This window comes from Kitasatospora sp. MAA4 (genome assembly GCF_029893355.1).
Taxonomy (GTDB): Bacteria; Actinomycetota; Actinomycetes; order Streptomycetales; family Streptomycetaceae; genus Kitasatospora.
Genome location: NZ_JARZAI010000033.1, coordinates 17129 through 31736, shown reverse-complemented (window position 1 = coordinate 31736; position 14608 = coordinate 17129). Strand labels below are relative to the sequence as shown.

Annotated in this window: 14 protein-coding genes and 1 pseudogene; 14 read left to right on the top strand and 1 reads right to left on the bottom strand. The window is 72.2% G+C overall.

Going from position 1 to position 14608, the window contains the following annotated elements:
• Positions 1–7: 7 nt before the first annotated feature.
• The 12 genes from rplS to P3T37_RS31760 all read left to right on the top strand — a co-directional run bounded on the left by rplS (position 8) and on the right by P3T37_RS31760 (position 11247).
• Entirely contained in the window at positions 8–358 is a 351-nt protein-coding gene (gene rplS, locus P3T37_RS31815; RefSeq protein WP_280727387.1) for a 50S ribosomal protein L19, read from the top strand.
• Between the two features lie 64 nt (positions 359–422).
• Complete coding sequence (gene lepB, locus P3T37_RS31810) at positions 423–1223, top strand: signal peptidase I (RefSeq protein ID WP_280727386.1); 801 nt, start codon at positions 423–425, stop codon at positions 1221–1223.
• Positions 1207–2166: a signal peptidase I gene (lepB, locus tag P3T37_RS31805; RefSeq protein WP_280727385.1), complete on the top strand. Its 960-nt coding sequence runs from the start codon at positions 1207–1209 to the stop codon at positions 2164–2166. The genes lepB (P3T37_RS31810) and lepB (P3T37_RS31805) overlap by 17 nt, the downstream gene beginning before the upstream one ends.
• Positions 2167–2382: 216 nt before the next feature.
• Complete coding sequence (gene lepB, locus P3T37_RS31800; RefSeq protein WP_280727384.1) at positions 2383–3336, top strand: signal peptidase I; 954 nt, start codon at positions 2383–2385, stop codon at positions 3334–3336.
• Between the two features lie 115 nt (positions 3337–3451).
• A complete protein-coding gene (lepB, locus tag P3T37_RS31795; RefSeq protein WP_280727383.1) occupies positions 3452–4222 on the top strand; it encodes a signal peptidase I in 771 nt (256 codons plus the stop codon).
• A 170-nt stretch (positions 4223–4392) separates the two neighbouring features.
• Positions 4393–4866, top strand: a complete 474-nt coding sequence (locus P3T37_RS31790) for an NUDIX domain-containing protein (RefSeq protein ID WP_280727382.1) — start codon at positions 4393–4395, stop codon at positions 4864–4866.
• Between the two features lie 57 nt (positions 4867–4923).
• Positions 4924–5250, top strand: a complete 327-nt coding sequence (locus P3T37_RS31785; RefSeq protein ID WP_035797726.1) for a DUF2469 domain-containing protein — start codon at positions 4924–4926, stop codon at positions 5248–5250.
• A 116-nt stretch (positions 5251–5366) separates the two neighbouring features.
• Positions 5367–5792, top strand: a complete 426-nt coding sequence (locus tag P3T37_RS31780) for a YraN family protein (RefSeq protein ID WP_280727381.1) — start codon at positions 5367–5369, stop codon at positions 5790–5792.
• A 1-nt stretch (position 5793) separates the two neighbouring features.
• Positions 5794–7416, top strand: a complete 1623-nt coding sequence (locus P3T37_RS31775) for a YifB family Mg chelatase-like AAA ATPase (RefSeq protein ID WP_280727380.1) — start codon at positions 5794–5796, stop codon at positions 7414–7416.
• A 22-nt stretch (positions 7417–7438) separates the two neighbouring features.
• A complete protein-coding gene (gene dprA, locus P3T37_RS31770; protein ID WP_280727379.1) occupies positions 7439–8635 on the top strand; it encodes a DNA-processing protein DprA in 1197 nt (398 codons plus the stop codon).
• Positions 8636–9764: 1129 nt separating this feature from the next.
• Positions 9765–10529 carry an RNA polymerase sigma factor WhiG gene (gene whiG / locus P3T37_RS31765; RefSeq protein ID WP_280727378.1) on the top strand — a complete coding sequence of 255 codons (765 nt, stop codon included), beginning with the start codon at positions 9765–9767 and terminating at the stop codon, positions 10527–10529.
• A 139-nt stretch (positions 10530–10668) separates the two neighbouring features.
• Positions 10669–11247, top strand: coding sequence for a helix-turn-helix domain-containing protein (locus P3T37_RS31760; RefSeq protein ID WP_280727424.1), 579 nt, complete (start codon positions 10669–10671; stop codon positions 11245–11247).
• Positions 11248–11319: 72 nt separating this feature from the next.
• On the opposite strand, the pseudogene P3T37_RS31755 reads toward P3T37_RS31760, so the two are convergent.
• Positions 11320–11748, bottom strand: a pseudogene (locus P3T37_RS31755) (peptidoglycan DD-metalloendopeptidase family protein); the annotation flags it as partial.
• Positions 11749–12538: 790 nt separating this feature from the next.
• On the opposite strand from P3T37_RS31755, the gene rpsB reads away from it, so the two are divergent.
• Both rpsB and tsf read left to right on the top strand, forming a co-directional pair.
• Entirely contained in the window at positions 12539–13441 is a 903-nt protein-coding gene (gene rpsB / locus P3T37_RS31750) for a 30S ribosomal protein S2 (RefSeq protein ID WP_280727377.1), read from the top strand.
• 130 nt (positions 13442–13571) lie between these two features.
• Positions 13572–14411, top strand: coding sequence for a translation elongation factor Ts (tsf, locus tag P3T37_RS31745; protein WP_280727376.1), 840 nt, complete (start codon positions 13572–13574; stop codon positions 14409–14411).
• Positions 14412–14608: the final 197 nt, after the last annotated feature.

Sequence of the window (14608 nt, the reverse complement as noted above, 5' to 3'; positions counted from 1 at the left end):
GAGCAACATGAGCAACAAGCTCGCTGCTGTCGACGCGGCCTCGCTGCGTTCCGACATCCCGGCCTTCCGCGCCGGTGACACCCTGAAGGTTCACGTCCGGGTCATCGAGGGCACCCGCTCTCGTGTCCAGGTCTTCCAGGGCGTCGTGATCCGCCGCCACGGTTCGGGCATCGGTGAGACCTTCACCGTCCGCAAGGTGAGCTTCAACGTCGGCGTGGAGCGTACCTTCCCGGTGCACACCCCGATCGTCGAGAAGATCGAGGTCGTCACCCGCGGTGACGTGCGTCGCGCCAAGCTGTACTACCTGCGTGACCTGCGCGGCAAGGCCGCGAAGATCAAGGAGAAGCGCGACCGCTGATCCGTCGCCCCCCGCTTCGGCAGGGGGTGCAGGACGCTCATCCGGGGCGGCTAAGCTCACCCCGATGAGCACGCACGAACCGATCGCGGACCGCGACGGCAGTCCCGCACCCGAGGGTGTGCGGACGCCGTCGCGGTCTGCGGCCGTTTCCGGGGCTGCCGACGACGACGCCGAGGCGCGCGGCTGGCGCACCCGCGACCTGTTCGCCCTCGCCGGCGCCTGCCTGCTGATCCTGCTGCTCGTCAACGGCTTCGTGGCCCAGCCCTTCGCCGTCCCGTCGGCCTCGATGGAGAACGTGCTGCGGCCCGGCGACCGCCTGGTGGTGAACAAGCTGGCGTACAGCTTCGGCGGCCGGGTCCAGCGCGGTGACGTGGTGGTCTTCGACGGCACCGGCTCCTTCCTCCCGGAGGACGACCGGCCGACTGGACTCGGGCCCGACCTGCGCAGGATCGGCGCCTCGCTCGGCCTGGCGCCCTCGGACGGCTCGGTCTTCGTCAAGCGGGTGATCGGCGTCGGCGGCGATCGGGTGACCTATCACGTGGGCGACCAGCGGCTCACCGTCAACGGCGTCCCGCTCGCCGAGTCCGACTACCTCTTCCCCGGCGACGCGCCGTCGACCGTCGGCTTCGACATCGTGGTACCGCCCGGCGAGCTCTGGATGATGGGGGACCACCGCAGCGACTCGCGGGACTCCCGGGACCACCTGGGCGACCCGGGCGGCGGTTTCGTCCCGACCGGCAAGGTGATCGGGCGGGCCGACTGGGTGGTCTTCCCGATCGGGCACTGGACGGGTCTGGACCGCCCGGCCGGCTTCGCCGCCGTCGCCTCCGCAGGGGGGAGCGGTGGTCATGGGCACCAGGGGTAGGGCGTCGTCGAACCTGCTGGACGAGCCCGTCGCGGAGCGCGGGCGCGCGCAGCGGCGCAGAACGGCCCGGCGCGCCTCGCGCCGCGTCAAGCGCTCCCTGGCGCGCGAGGTGCCGCTGGTCGGCGTGGTCGCCCTGCTCCTCGCCCTGGCGCTGAAGACCTTCTTCGTCCAGGTCTTCGTGATCCCCTCCGGCTCGATGGAGCAGACCATCCGGATCGGCGACCGGGTGCTGGTGGACAAGCTGACGCCCTGGTTCGGCAGCCAACCGCAGCGCGGCGACGTGGTGGTCTTCCAGGACCCGGGCGGCTGGTTGGAGAACGACCCGGCGACCGGCACCGACGGACCGATCAGCCACGGGATCAAATCGGCCTTCAGCTACGTCGGGTTGCTGCCCTCCAGCAGCCGACAGGACCTGATCAAGCGGGTCGTCGGGGTCGGCGGTGACACCGTGGCCTGCTGCGACCCGCAGGGCCGGATCACCGTCAACGGCGCGGCGATCGACGAGCCGTACCTCGCGCCCGGCAACCCGCCCTCGCGCATTCCCTTCTCGGTGAAGGTGCCGCCGAACAGCCTCTGGGTGATGGGCGACCACCGCGACGTCTCCGCCGACTCCCGCTACCACATGGGCAATCCGGGCGGCGGCAGCGTGCCGCTGAAGGACGTGGTCGGCCGGGCCTTCCTGATCGCCTGGCCGCTCGGCCGAGTTCAGCAGATCCCCGCCGGTCCGGCGGCGCACCCGGCGGCCGCGGCCGGCGGCGGCGCGCCGCTCGCCACCCGGGCCGGCTTCGCCGCCGCTGCCGCACCGCGGGCCGGTCCCGGAAACGATCCGCAATCCGTGGCGTCCAGGCCGGATCTGATGGAACCTTCGCTCGTTATGGGGATGTTGGGCGTTCATCCGGCCGTCGTGCGACGGCGGCGCCGGAAGCGTGCGGGCGCGGGTTGAAGATCCGACCGCCGTGTGGGAAGCCCCCGGTGGACCGCCCGGAGTGATAGAGAAGTGCAGGAGCGCCCGCAGTCGATGCGGACCGCTCCCCAAGGCTGTGCTGGTGTCAGGCCGTTCTGAAGAGGACAGGCCTGGTCGTCACAGAGCGTGGTGCCCGCTGCGCGGCACTGGTGAGCGCGGGCGTGAGACACGCCCGCACAGCAGGGAGGAGATGTCGTGGGGGATCTGGTGATCGGCGCCCGCGCAGGAGCAGGCGAGCCCGAGGGTGCCGGCAACCGTACGGCCCAGTCCACCGAATCCGCAGAGCCTTCGGAGCCCGCCGACGAGTCGGCTGCGTCCGGGAACGGCCCTGCGGACGTACCCGAGGAGCCCGTGGAGCGCGAGAAACCACCGGGCGAGCGCAAGCAGCGGTCGTTCTGGAAGGAACTGCCGATCCTGATCGGCATCGCCCTGGTCCTGGCGCTGGTCATCAAGACCTTCTTCGTCCAGGCGTTCTCGATTCCCTCGGAGTCGATGCAGAACACCCTTCAGGTGGGCGACCGGGTCCTGGTGGACAAGCTCACGCCGTGGTTCGGCTCGACGCCGGACCGCGGAGAGGTCGTGGTCTTCCACGACCCGGGCGGCTGGCTGAACGACGAGCCCACCCCGCAGAGCAGCAACTCGGTGGTCCGCGGCGTCCAGGACGTGCTGAGCTTCATCGGCCTGATGCCGTCGGCCAACGAGAAGGACCTGATCAAGCGCGTGGTCGGGGTCGGTGGCGACACCGTGCAGTGCAACGGCAACGGTCCGCTCATGGTCAACGGCGTCGCGCTCGACGAGCCGTACGTCTACCCGGGCGCGACGGCCTGCGGGACCAAGCCGTTCGGGCCGATCAAGGTGCCGCCGAACAGCATCTGGGTGATGGGCGACCACCGGGACGACTCGCTGGACTCGCGCTTCCACATGGATCAGCCCGGCGGCGGCAGCGTCCCGGACAAGGACGTGGTCGGGCGGGCCTTCGTGGTCGCCTGGCCGCTGAACCGCTGGGACACCCTCCCGATCCCGTCCACCTTCAGCCAGAAGGGGATCTCCAACCAGAAGGCGGTCTCCGCCGAGGGCCTGGTCCCGCCGGTGGCCGCGGTCGGCGGCGCGCTGCCGATCGCCTGGTGGCTGCGGCGGCGCCGGGACTGAGCTTGTCCCCTGCTCTTGCGCGGGCCGTGGTACCGACGAGTAATCTGCTCGGACGTGCCACGGCCCGCCGCCGTGTCCGGCCCCTTCTTCCCCCTGTTCCCCCTGGACGGTCCCGATGAGCAGCCTCGCCGCAGAAACCACCGGCCCGGCCGCCGGCTCCCCGCCGGCCCGGCGCGCGGGTCGGCGGGCGGGCGCGGTGCTGCAGGGCGTCGCGCTGGCGGTGGGCCTGGTCCTGCTGCTCGGCGGCTTCGGCCTGATCGCGGTGGACTACCGGCCGTACAGCGTGCCCACCGGATCGATGGAGCCGACCATCGGGATCAACGACACGGTGCTCGCGCGCAAGGTCGGCGGGGCTGCGGTGGGCCGCGGCGACGTGGTGGTCTTCCACGACCGGAGCTGGGGCAGCGAGACGCTGGTCAAGCGGGTGGTCGGCGTGGGTGGGGACACCGTGGCCTGCTGCGACGCGCAGGGGCGTCTGACGGTCAACGGCACGCCGGTCGACGAGCCGTACCTGAACCGCAACGCACTGCAGGGCGTCACACCCCTCGCGTCCACCCCCTTCACGGCCACCGTGCCGGCCGGGCGGCTCTTCGTGCTCGGCGACAACCGGGTCGGCTCGCAGGACTCCCGGGTGCACCTCGACCAGCTCGCCGGGACGGTGGCGACCGGCGACGTGCTCGGCCGGGTGGAGGCCACCGCCTGGCCGTGGGCCCGGGTCGGCCTGCTCGGGCGCACGCCGGCGTTCGACGCGCTCGGCGGCGCGGGCGACGACCGGAGCGGGCCGCTCGAACAGGCCGGCTACGCGATGCTGGCCGGCGCCGCGCTGATCGTGCTGACCTCGCTGGTCGGCTCACTGAGCGCGCTGGCGCGGCGGCTGCGGCGCTGACCGCTGACGTCCCGGTGCGGGCCGGGGGCCGTTGACAACGGTGGTCGGATCGCGGTGCCCTTGGCGTGCCGCCCGGCTTCGGGCGGGCTGGTTACGGGCGGGCCGGGTTCGGGCGGGCTGGTTTCGGGCGGGCTGGTTTCGGGCCGGCGGGCGAGAGGCGGTGCGGATCGATGACAGTGCTGCGGCGCAGAGCGGCGCGGGTGCTGCTGCTGGACGAGGCCGACCGGCTGCTGCTCTTCCACGGATTCGACCCCGCGGAGCCCGCGCGGACCTGGTGGTTCACCCCGGGCGGCGGTCTGGAGCCCGGGGAGGGGACGCGCGCGGCAGCGCTGCGCGAACTCGCCGAGGAGACCGGACTGACCGCGGTGCGGCTGGGGCCGGTGGTCGCGGTCGACCGCGCCGCGTTCAGCTACGACGGCGAGGAGTACGAGCAGGAGCAGTGGTTCCACCTCGCGCGCACCGAGGAGACCGCGCTGGACTGCTCGGGCAGCCCGGCGGCGGAGCAGCCCCAGCTGCGCGAGGCGCACTGGTGGACGGTGGCCGAGCTGCGGGCCACCGCCGAGACGGTCTACCCGCGGGGGCTCGCTGAGCTGGTGGAGCGGTTGCTGGCCCAGGGTCCGCCAGTCGTTCCGGTACGGCTCTGACTGAGGGTGCAGTGGTCCACAATGGTGAAGGACCTGCCGAACTGAGGGGACGCGTGCATGAGTGCCGAAGATCTCGAAAAGTACGAGACCGAGATGGAGCTCAAGCTCTACCGGGAGTACAAGGACGTCGTCGGGCTGTTCAAGTACGTCATCGAGACCGAGCGGCGTTTCTACCTCACCAACGACTACGAGCTGCAGGTGCACTCGGTCCAGGGTGAGGTGTTCTTCGAGGTTTCGATGGCCGACGCCTGGGTGTGGGACATGTACCGGCCGGCCAGATTCGTCCGCAAGGTGCGGGTGCTGACGTTCAAGGACGTCAATGTCGAGGAGCTGGCCAAGAGCGACCTCGAACTGCCGTCGGACGAGGCGGGCTTCGGCAACTGACACCGCCGACCGGGTGAGCCCGGTTGTCCACAGCCCCGGGGTTGTCCACAGGAATCAGAAGGGTACTGGCGGGCCTCGGACCGCGCTGGCAGCCTCCCGGCAGGGAGGTGATCACCGTGCAGAACGCACAGACTGCCCTCGGTCGCTACGGCGAGGAGGTGGCTGCCCGCTGGCTCGGCTCGGGAGGCCTACAGGTCCTGGAGCGCAACTGGCGCTGCTCGGCCGGCGAGCTCGACATCGTGGCGCTGGACGGCGACACGGTGGCCGTCTGCGAGGTGAAGACCCGGTCGGAGCACGGGTTCCAGCAGCCGGCCGAGGCCATCGGCCCGGCCAAGGCCGACCGGCTGAGACGGCTCGCCGAGCGCTGGCTGAGCGAGCGATGGCCGGTGCACTTCGCGCTGCTGGCCGAGGGGGTCACGGGCTGCGGCCCGCCGCCCGGCGCGGTGCCTCTGCCGCCCGGCGGCGTGCGGATCGACCTGGTCTGCGTGGTCAGCCGGGTCAAGGGCGCGGCCTCGGTCGAGCACCTTCGGGGGGTGCTCTGAGATGGCCTTCGCCCGGACGTGTTCGGTGGCCCTGGTCGGCGTCGACGGCGTGGTGGTGGAGGTCCAGGCCGACCTCGAACCCGGCGTCGCCGCGTTCACCCTGGTGGGCCTTCCCGACAAAGCACTCAGCGAGGCCCGCGACCGGGTCAGGGCGGCCGTCGCGAACAGCGGGGAGAGCTGGCCGCAACGCAAGCTGACGGTCGGGCTCAGCCCGGCCTCGGTGCCCAAGAGCGGCAGCGGCTTCGACCTCGCGGTCGCCTGTGCGGTGCTCGCGGCCGCCGAGCGGCTGCCACCTGCCGCCATCGCCGATCTGCTGATCATCGGTGAGCTGGGGCTGGACGGCAGGGTCAGACCGGTCCGCGGGGTGCTGCCCTCGGTGCTCGCCGCCGCGGAGGCCGGGTACCGGCAGGTGGTGGTCGCCGAGCAGACGGCTGCCGAGGCGGCGCTGGTCCCCGGGGTCTCGGTGCTCGGGATCCGGAGCCTTCGCCAACTGATCGCCCTGCTCACCGACCAGCCGGTGCCCGAGGAGCCGCCGGATCCGGTCGCGGGCCGTCCCGACGCGCTGCTCTCCGGGCTGCTGCTACCGGGCGCCGCAGTCCGCCAGTTCGGCGCGGACCCGCAGTTCGGGCCCGACCTGGCGGACGTCGCCGGCCAGTACGAAGCGCGCCAAGCCCTGGAGATCGCCGCCGCCGGCGGGCACCACCTCTATCTGAAGGGGCCGCCGGGCGCGGGGAAGACGATGCTGGCGGAGCGCCTGCCCGGGTTGCTGCCCGCGCTGACCCAGCGCGAGGCGCTGGAGGTGACCGCCGTCCATTCGGTCGCCGGGCTGCTTCCGCCCGGGCGCCCGCTGGTCGACACCCCGCCCTACTGCGCCCCGCACCACTCGACCACCATGCCGGCGATCGTCGGCGGCGGCAGCGGCCTTCCCCGGCCCGGTGCCGTCTCGCTCGCCCACCGAGGGGTGCTCTTCCTGGACGAGGCGCCGGAGTTTCCCGGCCGCGTCCTGGACGCCCTGCGCCAGCCACTGGAGTCCGGCGAGGTGGTCATCGCACGATCGGCCGGATCGCTCCGGCTGCCCGCCCGCTTCCTGTTGTGCCTCGCGGCGAACCCCTGTCCGTGCGGGCGGTACTCGCGCCGCGGGGAGGGGTGCGACTGCACCCCGGCCATGGTGAGCCGGTATCAGGGGCGGCTCTCGGGGCCGCTGTTGGACCGGGTGGATCTGCGCGTGCAGGTGGACCCGGTGACCAGGGCGGAGCTGCTGGACCGGGACAGCTCCGCCGAGACCACGGCGGTGGTCGCCGAGCGGGTGCGCGCCGCCAGAGAACGGGCCGCCGCCCGCTACGAGGGGACGCCCTGGCGGACCAACTCCCAGGTCCCGGGCCGCGAGCTGCGCTCCCGCTGGCGACCGGAGCCGAGCGCACTGGCCGACGCGGAACGCGAGATGGAGCGCGGCATGCTCACCGCGCGCGGCCTCGACCGGGTGCTCCGCGTCGCCTGGACGGTCGCGGACCTCGCCGGGCGCGATGCACCCGGCCGCACCGAGTTGCGCAACGCCCTGGTGCTGCGCCGGGGCTTCCCGACCAGCCTGCCCCTGCAGGGCCCCTCCCGCGATGCCCGCGGCTGACCACACTCCTGGGGAGGTACCGATGCACGCTGTTCAGACCGCCCTCGACCTGGGCGAACCCGGAGAACCCGGAGAACCCGGCAAGTCTTTGCACGAGCGGGACTTCGGGGAGGAGCGCCTCGCCCGCGCCGCCCTCACCAGGCTCGCCGAGCCCGGTGACACAGCGGTGGGCAAGTGGCTGCTCGAACGCCCGGCGGCCGAACTCCTCCAGCTGATCCGCACCCGGGCGGGGCATCCCGCCCTGCACCTGGACCAGGATCGACTCGCGGGCCTGAACGCCAGGTTGGCCGGGTGCGATCCGGCCGCCGACCTCGCTCGTGTGGAGGCCGTCGGCGGGCGCTTCGTCACCCCGGCCGAGCCCGAGTGGCCCAGCCAGCTCAACGACCTGGGGGAGGCCATGCCGGTCGGGCTCTGGGTGCGGGGAACCGGTTCGCTGCGGCTGCTCGCCCTGCGGTCCGTCGCCGTGGTCGGCGCCCGGGCCTGCACCGCCTACGGTGCCCACGTCGCCGGAGAACTCGCCGCCCAACTCGCCGAGCGCGGCTGGGTTGTCGTCTCGGGCGCCGCCTACGGGATCGACTCGGCCGCCCATCGCGGCGCCCTGGCAGTCGGGGGCATGACCGTGGGCGTGCTCGCCTGCGGCGTGGATGTGGCCTACCCGCGCGGGAACACCGAGCTGATCCGTCGGATCTCCGGGCAGGGCCAACTGGTCAGCGAACTCCCGCCGGGTGAGCACCCGAACCGCTTTCGCTTCGTGCTGCGCAACCGGGTGATAGCGGCGTTGACCCGGGGGACGGTGGTGGTCGAGGCCGCACTGCGCAGCGGAGCCCTGAGCACGGCGCGGCGGGCGCACGCGCTCAACCGGCACACGATGGGCGTCTGCGGGCCGGTCACCTCCGAACTCTCCGCCGGTGTACACGCGTTGCTCAGGAGCGGCGCAGCCACCCTGGTCACGGACGCCGCCGAGGTCGTCGAGCTGATCGGAGCGATCGGCGAGGATCTGGCGCCGCTGCGCAGCAGCGAGGTGCGCCCGCGGGACGTCCTGCGGCCGATGGCCGCCCAGGTGTTGGAGGCGATCCCGTCCGGCCGGGACGGCGCACCCGTGGAGTACCTCGCGCGCCGCTCGGGCTTCCCCGCGGACGAGGTCCTCAAGCAGCTGTACGAACTCTGCTCGCTGGGGTTCGTCCAGCGGGAGGGGTCGCACTGGCGGGTGATCCGCTGACGGCTGTCGGACGGACCGGCGCGCGGGCCGGCAGTCAACGGGACACCTCTACGCCGGAGGTGAATGGGAGACACATGACGCGAACGTCGGCCCTCCGACCCGCAACCTGCGCCCGGCGCGCGGGCACTGGACAGGGCGTGCACGTTCCTGCGACGGAGTGAACGCCACCGGAACGAGCGACGGCCAGGTGGTGGTAGCACAGTGCATCGACTCGGTCACGCTACGCTCGCTATGGCTTCCTTATCAGCACATGACTCGGCAGAACGGCGCAGACCCACGTATGCCCACACACATTCCCGGACGCAGGGCGACCGGCGCCGCCCGGCCCTTGGGGGGCTCTGGCAAGGAGCCCCGTTCCGGCATCGATGCCCAGCCGAAGGCGCGGAACTCCCCGGCATCGCCGTCGCCCAGGGCGCAGGCGGCGGACGGTGAAATCCACCGCACCGCCCTGGCGGGCTCACCTGCTGGCGAGGCCGAGCGGTCCGAACGGCGCCGGCGTCGCGACCCGGCGACCGCCAGGGGCGCAGGCGAGGCCGCAGCGGAGGCCTCAGCCGGTCAGTCGGCTGGGCCGTCGGTCGGCCTGCCGAGCGGGGTGCCCGGTGGTTTGTCGAGCGGTGGTTTGTCGAGTGGCGCGGTGGCCGCCGAGGAGACCGGTACGGCTGCGGACGCGGTGGCGGGTCCGGCGAGCGGTGCTGCGACGGGAACCGACTCCGGTCTGGCGCCCCGCGCGGGAGAGGGCGCGCGAGGGCCAACCGGGGCACGCGCTGAGGGTGCGTCACCCAGCCGGCGGCCTGAGCTCTCCTCGGGCGGCCGAAGCAGTGGCAGCCGCCCGGCGGTGACCTCGCAGCGTGCGCGGCGTGACGCCGCGTCGGGTCCGACCGTGCCGGGAGCAGCCGTGCCGGGATTGCCGATCGCGGCCGTTGCTGCCGCGCCGAGGTCGTCGTCCGCCGCGAGCGCCGAAGGCCCGCTCGGAGCCTCGGCCCGGGCCCCGGTCCCCAAGCCCGGCAGAGCGGCAGTGCCCGCGCTCCCCGCACCCGCCGCTGCCCCGGTGTCTGTCCCCGCGCCCGCCTCCGCAGCGAGCACACCGGCGCCGCCGGCACCTTCAGCTACGCCGAGCGCACCCGGCGCTGTGCAGCGGACCGCACTGGAATCGCTCTGGCGCTCCTACAAGGAGACCGCTGACCCCAAACTGCGCGAGCAACTGATCCTTCACTACTCCCCCCTGGTGAAGTACGTGGCCGGCCGGGTCGGTGTCGGTCTGCCGGCCAACGTCGAGCAGGCGGACTTCGTCTCCTCCGGCGTCTTCGGCCTGATCGACGCGATCGAGAAGTTCGACATCGACCGGGCCATCAAGTTCGAGACCTACGCGATCAGCCGCATCCGTGGCGCGATCATCGACGAACTCCGCGCGCTCGACTGGATCCCCCGCTCGGTCCGGCAGAAGGCGAAGGCGGTCGAGCGCACCTATGCCGCGCTGGAGGCCCGGCTGCGCCGTACTCCGCACGAGCCGGAGGTGGCGGCGGAGATGGGGATCGCGATCGAGGATCTGCACGCGATCTTCAGTCAGCTCTTCCTGGCCAACGTCGTCGCGCTCGACGAGCTCCTCCACCCGGCCGGTGAGAGCGGCGACCGGCTGAGTCTGATGGACACCCTGGAGGACAGCGGCGCCGACAACCCGGTCGAGGTCGCCGAGGACCGTGAACTGCGCAGGCTGCTGGCCCGTGCGATCAACACCCTGCCGGAGCGGGAGAAGACCGTGGTGACGCTCTACTACTACGAGGGCCTCACGCTGGCGGAGATCGGTCAGGTGCTGGGGGTGACGGAGAGCAGGGTGAGCCAGATCCACACCAAGTCCGTGCTCCAGTTGCGTGCGAAACTCTCCGACCTGCGCTGAGCCGATCCGCCGTGCAGCTCTCGAAGCGACAGCCGCTGCGTGTCGGCCGGATACCCGCAGGACCGGTATGCGTGCCACCGTTCCGGCGGATGTGAGGGCTCCGTACAGTGGGAGGGTGCCGAAGATCCGTGCAGCCACCCTGGCCGAGCATCGTCAGCTGCAGCGTGCAGCTCTCCTCGACGCTGCCCGATCGTTGCTGACCGAAGGCGGGATGGACGCTCTCACCTTCCCCGCTCTGGCCTCGCGGACCGGGCTCGCCCGCTCCTCCGTGTACGAGTACTTCCGCTCGCGCGCCGCCGTCGTCGAGCAGCTCTGCGAGAGCGACTTCCCGCTCTGGGCCGCCGAGATCGAGGCCGGGATGGCCTCCTGCGCGACGCCCCTGAGCCAGATCGAGGCCTACGTCCGCGGTCAGCTGGCGTTGGCCGACGACCCGCGGCACCGCGCCATCGCCGCCATCTCCGCGCTCGAACTGGACGACGCCGCTCGTGAGCGGATCAGGACGGCCCACACCGGGCTGGTGACGCTGGTCGTCAACGCACTCCAGGAGCTGGGCCACGACCAGCCGCGTCTCGCGGCAGCGTTGCTGCAGGGAGTGGTCGAGGCCGCCGTGAAGCGGACCGAGGGCCGTCCGGAGGAGGAGCGCGGGGCCGTGGCGGATGCCGCCGTCGCCCTGGCCCTGCACGGTCTGGCGGGCGTCGGCTCCGAGGCCGCCTCCTGACGCCTGCGCCGGGGTGCCCAGCGGTAGCAGCCGGGCCCGGCCGGCGCCCAGCAGGGCGAGCGGGTCGAGATAGCGGTTACCGCGGAGCAGTCCCCAGTGCAGGCACCCCGAGGCGCAGTGTCCGCTGCCGGGGGCGATGACGCCGATGACCACCCCGGCCGCCACCGACGTGCCGACCGCGACGCTGCCAGTCACCGGCAGGTAGGTGGTGCGCAGCGGGGGAGTCCCGGTGCCGGGGTGCTCGACCGTTACCACCGGCCGCCCGGCCACCACCCCGGCGAAGGCGACCACGCCTGCGGCCGCAGCCCGGACCGGCTCGCCGGCCGAGGCCGCCAGGTCGACACCGCGGTGACCGGCGGCCCACGGCGCGGGTGGCGCCTCGAACCGCCGCAGCACACCGGACGGTCCGCCCGCCGGCCAGGCCCGCCCCGACCGTGACGCCGGCCCGCCACCAGAGGCGGGCGACGCCCGTGCGGCCGGCCCGGGGGCCAGCGCGAACATCACCGTGACGACGAACAGCGCCAGCATGGCGGTCTGCCGACGCCCGTCCGGCGCCGGCGGCGGCAGACCGGTTGAGGGCATCGGACCCCCAACGAGCGCGAGAGCCCAGCGCCGGGACAGGTGCTGGGGCCAGTGCCGGGACCAGTGCCGAGGAAGCCGAGTGAATCCGGAGATCGTCATAGCCGGAGGTTCCGCCACCCCGGCCGATGCCACCAGCCCCACCCCGAAAGCTGTGGACAACCCGGCCCCTGTGGACAACGACTATCACCCACAGTGACCAATCCCGAGCCTCGGTGAGCCCTCAAACCTCCTCACCGGCCTCATCTGTCACCCCTACCGCACCCCCACCGCAGCACCGCCCCACCCCGCCCGTACCATGCCCGGCTCGCCCCGCACCTCGCCCCGCACCTCGCCCCGCACCCCGCCGCAGCGCCCCCCGGCCGGGCCGCCGCAGCACAGAGTCGCCGGTCGCACGGCGCTTCCCGTACACTTCTCACGCGACCCGGTCCGCCGGGTCGACTTCGCACGCCCCGCCACCGGCGAATCAGTGCGCGAACCAGCACCCCTCCGGGTCCTGCTCGCCACTCCCGCCCGATGCGAGTGCCGCTCGGTCCGCCCGAGCCTGTCGCGGCTACGCCGCCCAGGCCAAGCGGCTCGGCACGTTCGGGGCGTCAGGCGTGACGGTCATCCTGACCGGCACGGACAAAACCGAGCCTGACCTGGTCGTTGCCCACCAGCGCGCGCAAGCGTGCGAGCAACGCGCCAGGCGCAACACCTGAGGAGCACGGCCATGGCCGTCGTCACGATGCGGGAGCTGCTTGAGAGCGGCGTCCACTTCGGTCACCAGACCCGTCGTTGGAACCCGAAGATGAAGCGCTTCATCCTCACGGAGCGCAACGGCATCTACATCATCGACCTGCTGCAGTCGCTGAACTACATCGACCGCGCGTTCGAGTTCGTCAAGGAGACCGTTGCCCACGGCGGCAGCGTCCTCTTCGTCGGCACCAAGAAGCAGGCCCAGGAGGCCATCGCTGAGCAGGCCGGTCGCGTGGGCATGCCCTACGTCAACCAGCGCTGGCTCGGCGGCATGCTGACCAACTTCCAGACCGTCTACAAGCGCCTTCAGCGGATGAAGGAGCTCGGCGAGATCGACTTCACGGATGTGGCCGGCTCTGGCCTCACCAAGAAGGAGCTCCTGGTTCTGGAGCGCGAGCACACCAAGCTCGAGAAGACCCTCGGCGGTATCCGCGACATGCAGCGCGTTCCCAGCGCCGTCTGGATCGTGGACACCAAGAAGGAGCACATCGCGGTCGGCGAGGCCCGGAAGCTCAACATCCCGGTCGTCGCCATCCTCGACACCAACTGTGACCCCGACGAGGTCGACTACAAGATCCCGGGCAACGACGACGCGATCCGCTCCGTCACGCGCCTGACCCGCGTGATCGCCGACGCCGTCGCGGAGGGCCTCAAGGCCCGTGCGGGTGTCGCCAAGGCCGACGTCAAGGCCGAGCCGGGCGCCGACCAGCCGCTGGCCGACTGGGAGCAGGAGCTCCTGGGTGGCGAGAAGGCCGCTGACGAGGCCCCCGCCGCCGACGCCGTCGCCGAGGCCCCCGCCGCCGAGGCGCCCGCCGCCGAGGTCGAGGCCCCCGCGGCCGAGGTCGAGGCTCCGGCCGCCGAGGCCGAGCAGGCCTGACGTACCCAAGGGTGAGGGGCACTCGCCGGTACGTACCGGCGAGTGCCCCTCTCTCCACGTGCCGGGGCTGAACCACGAGCCCCGGCGCACCTCCCCGCAGACACGCGAGACGTGAGAAGAGATTCACACCATGGCGAACTTCACCGCCGCGGACGTCAAGAAGCTCCGTGAGCTCACCGGCGCCGGCATGATGGACTGCAAGAAGGCGATCGAGGAGTCCGACGGCGACGTCGACAAGGCCGTCGAGCTGCTCCGCATCAAGGGCCAGAAGGGCGTCGCCAAGCGCGAGGGCCGTGACGCCACCAACGGCGCCGTCGTCGCCAAGATCGGTGCGGACAACAAGTCCGGCGTGCTGGTCGAGCTGCGCTGCGAGACCGACTTCGTCGCCAAGAGCGACAAGTTCGTCGCCGTCGCCGACGCGATCGCCGAGCACATCGCCGTTGCCGCCCCGGCCGACATCGAGGCCGCCCTGGCCAGCGAGATCGAGGCCGGCAAGACCGTCCAGCAGTACGTGGACGAGGCCAACGCCAACCTCGGCGAGAAGATCGTCCTCGCCCGCTTCGCGCAGTTCGCCGGCGACAACTTCGTCGCTGTCTACCTGCACCGCACCTCGCCCGACCTGCCGCCGCAGGTCGGCGTCCTGGTGGAGCTGGACAAGGAAGACGCCCTGACCGCCAAGGACGTCGCCCAGCACATCGCCGCCTTCGCGCCGAAGTACCTCTCCCGCGAGGACATCCCGGCCGAGGACATCGAGAACGAGCGCCGCGTCGCCGAGGCCACCGCTCGCGAGGAGGGCAAGCCCGAGGCTGCCCTGCCGAAGATCGTCGAGGGTCGCGTCACGGGCTTCGTGAAGGAGAACTCCGTTCTGGAGCAGGCCTTCGCGAAGGACAACAAGAAGAGCGTCGCCAAGGTCCTCGACGAGGCCGGCGTCTCCCTCAAGCGCTTCGCCCGCTTCCGCGTCGGCGTCTGATCCACGTTCACCGGGGTTCCCGCCTAAGGTAGGAACCGTCGCCGCCCGCTGTGACCAGCGGGTCGGCACCATGAACGACGAGGAGGCCATTGCCGTGCAGGACACCGAACCGGTTCCCGCGGCAGTGGCCTCCTCGCGTGTACGCGCAGGTCTGGGCCCCGCACACCCGGCCCTGTGAAGCAGCAGGTAGAAGGAGA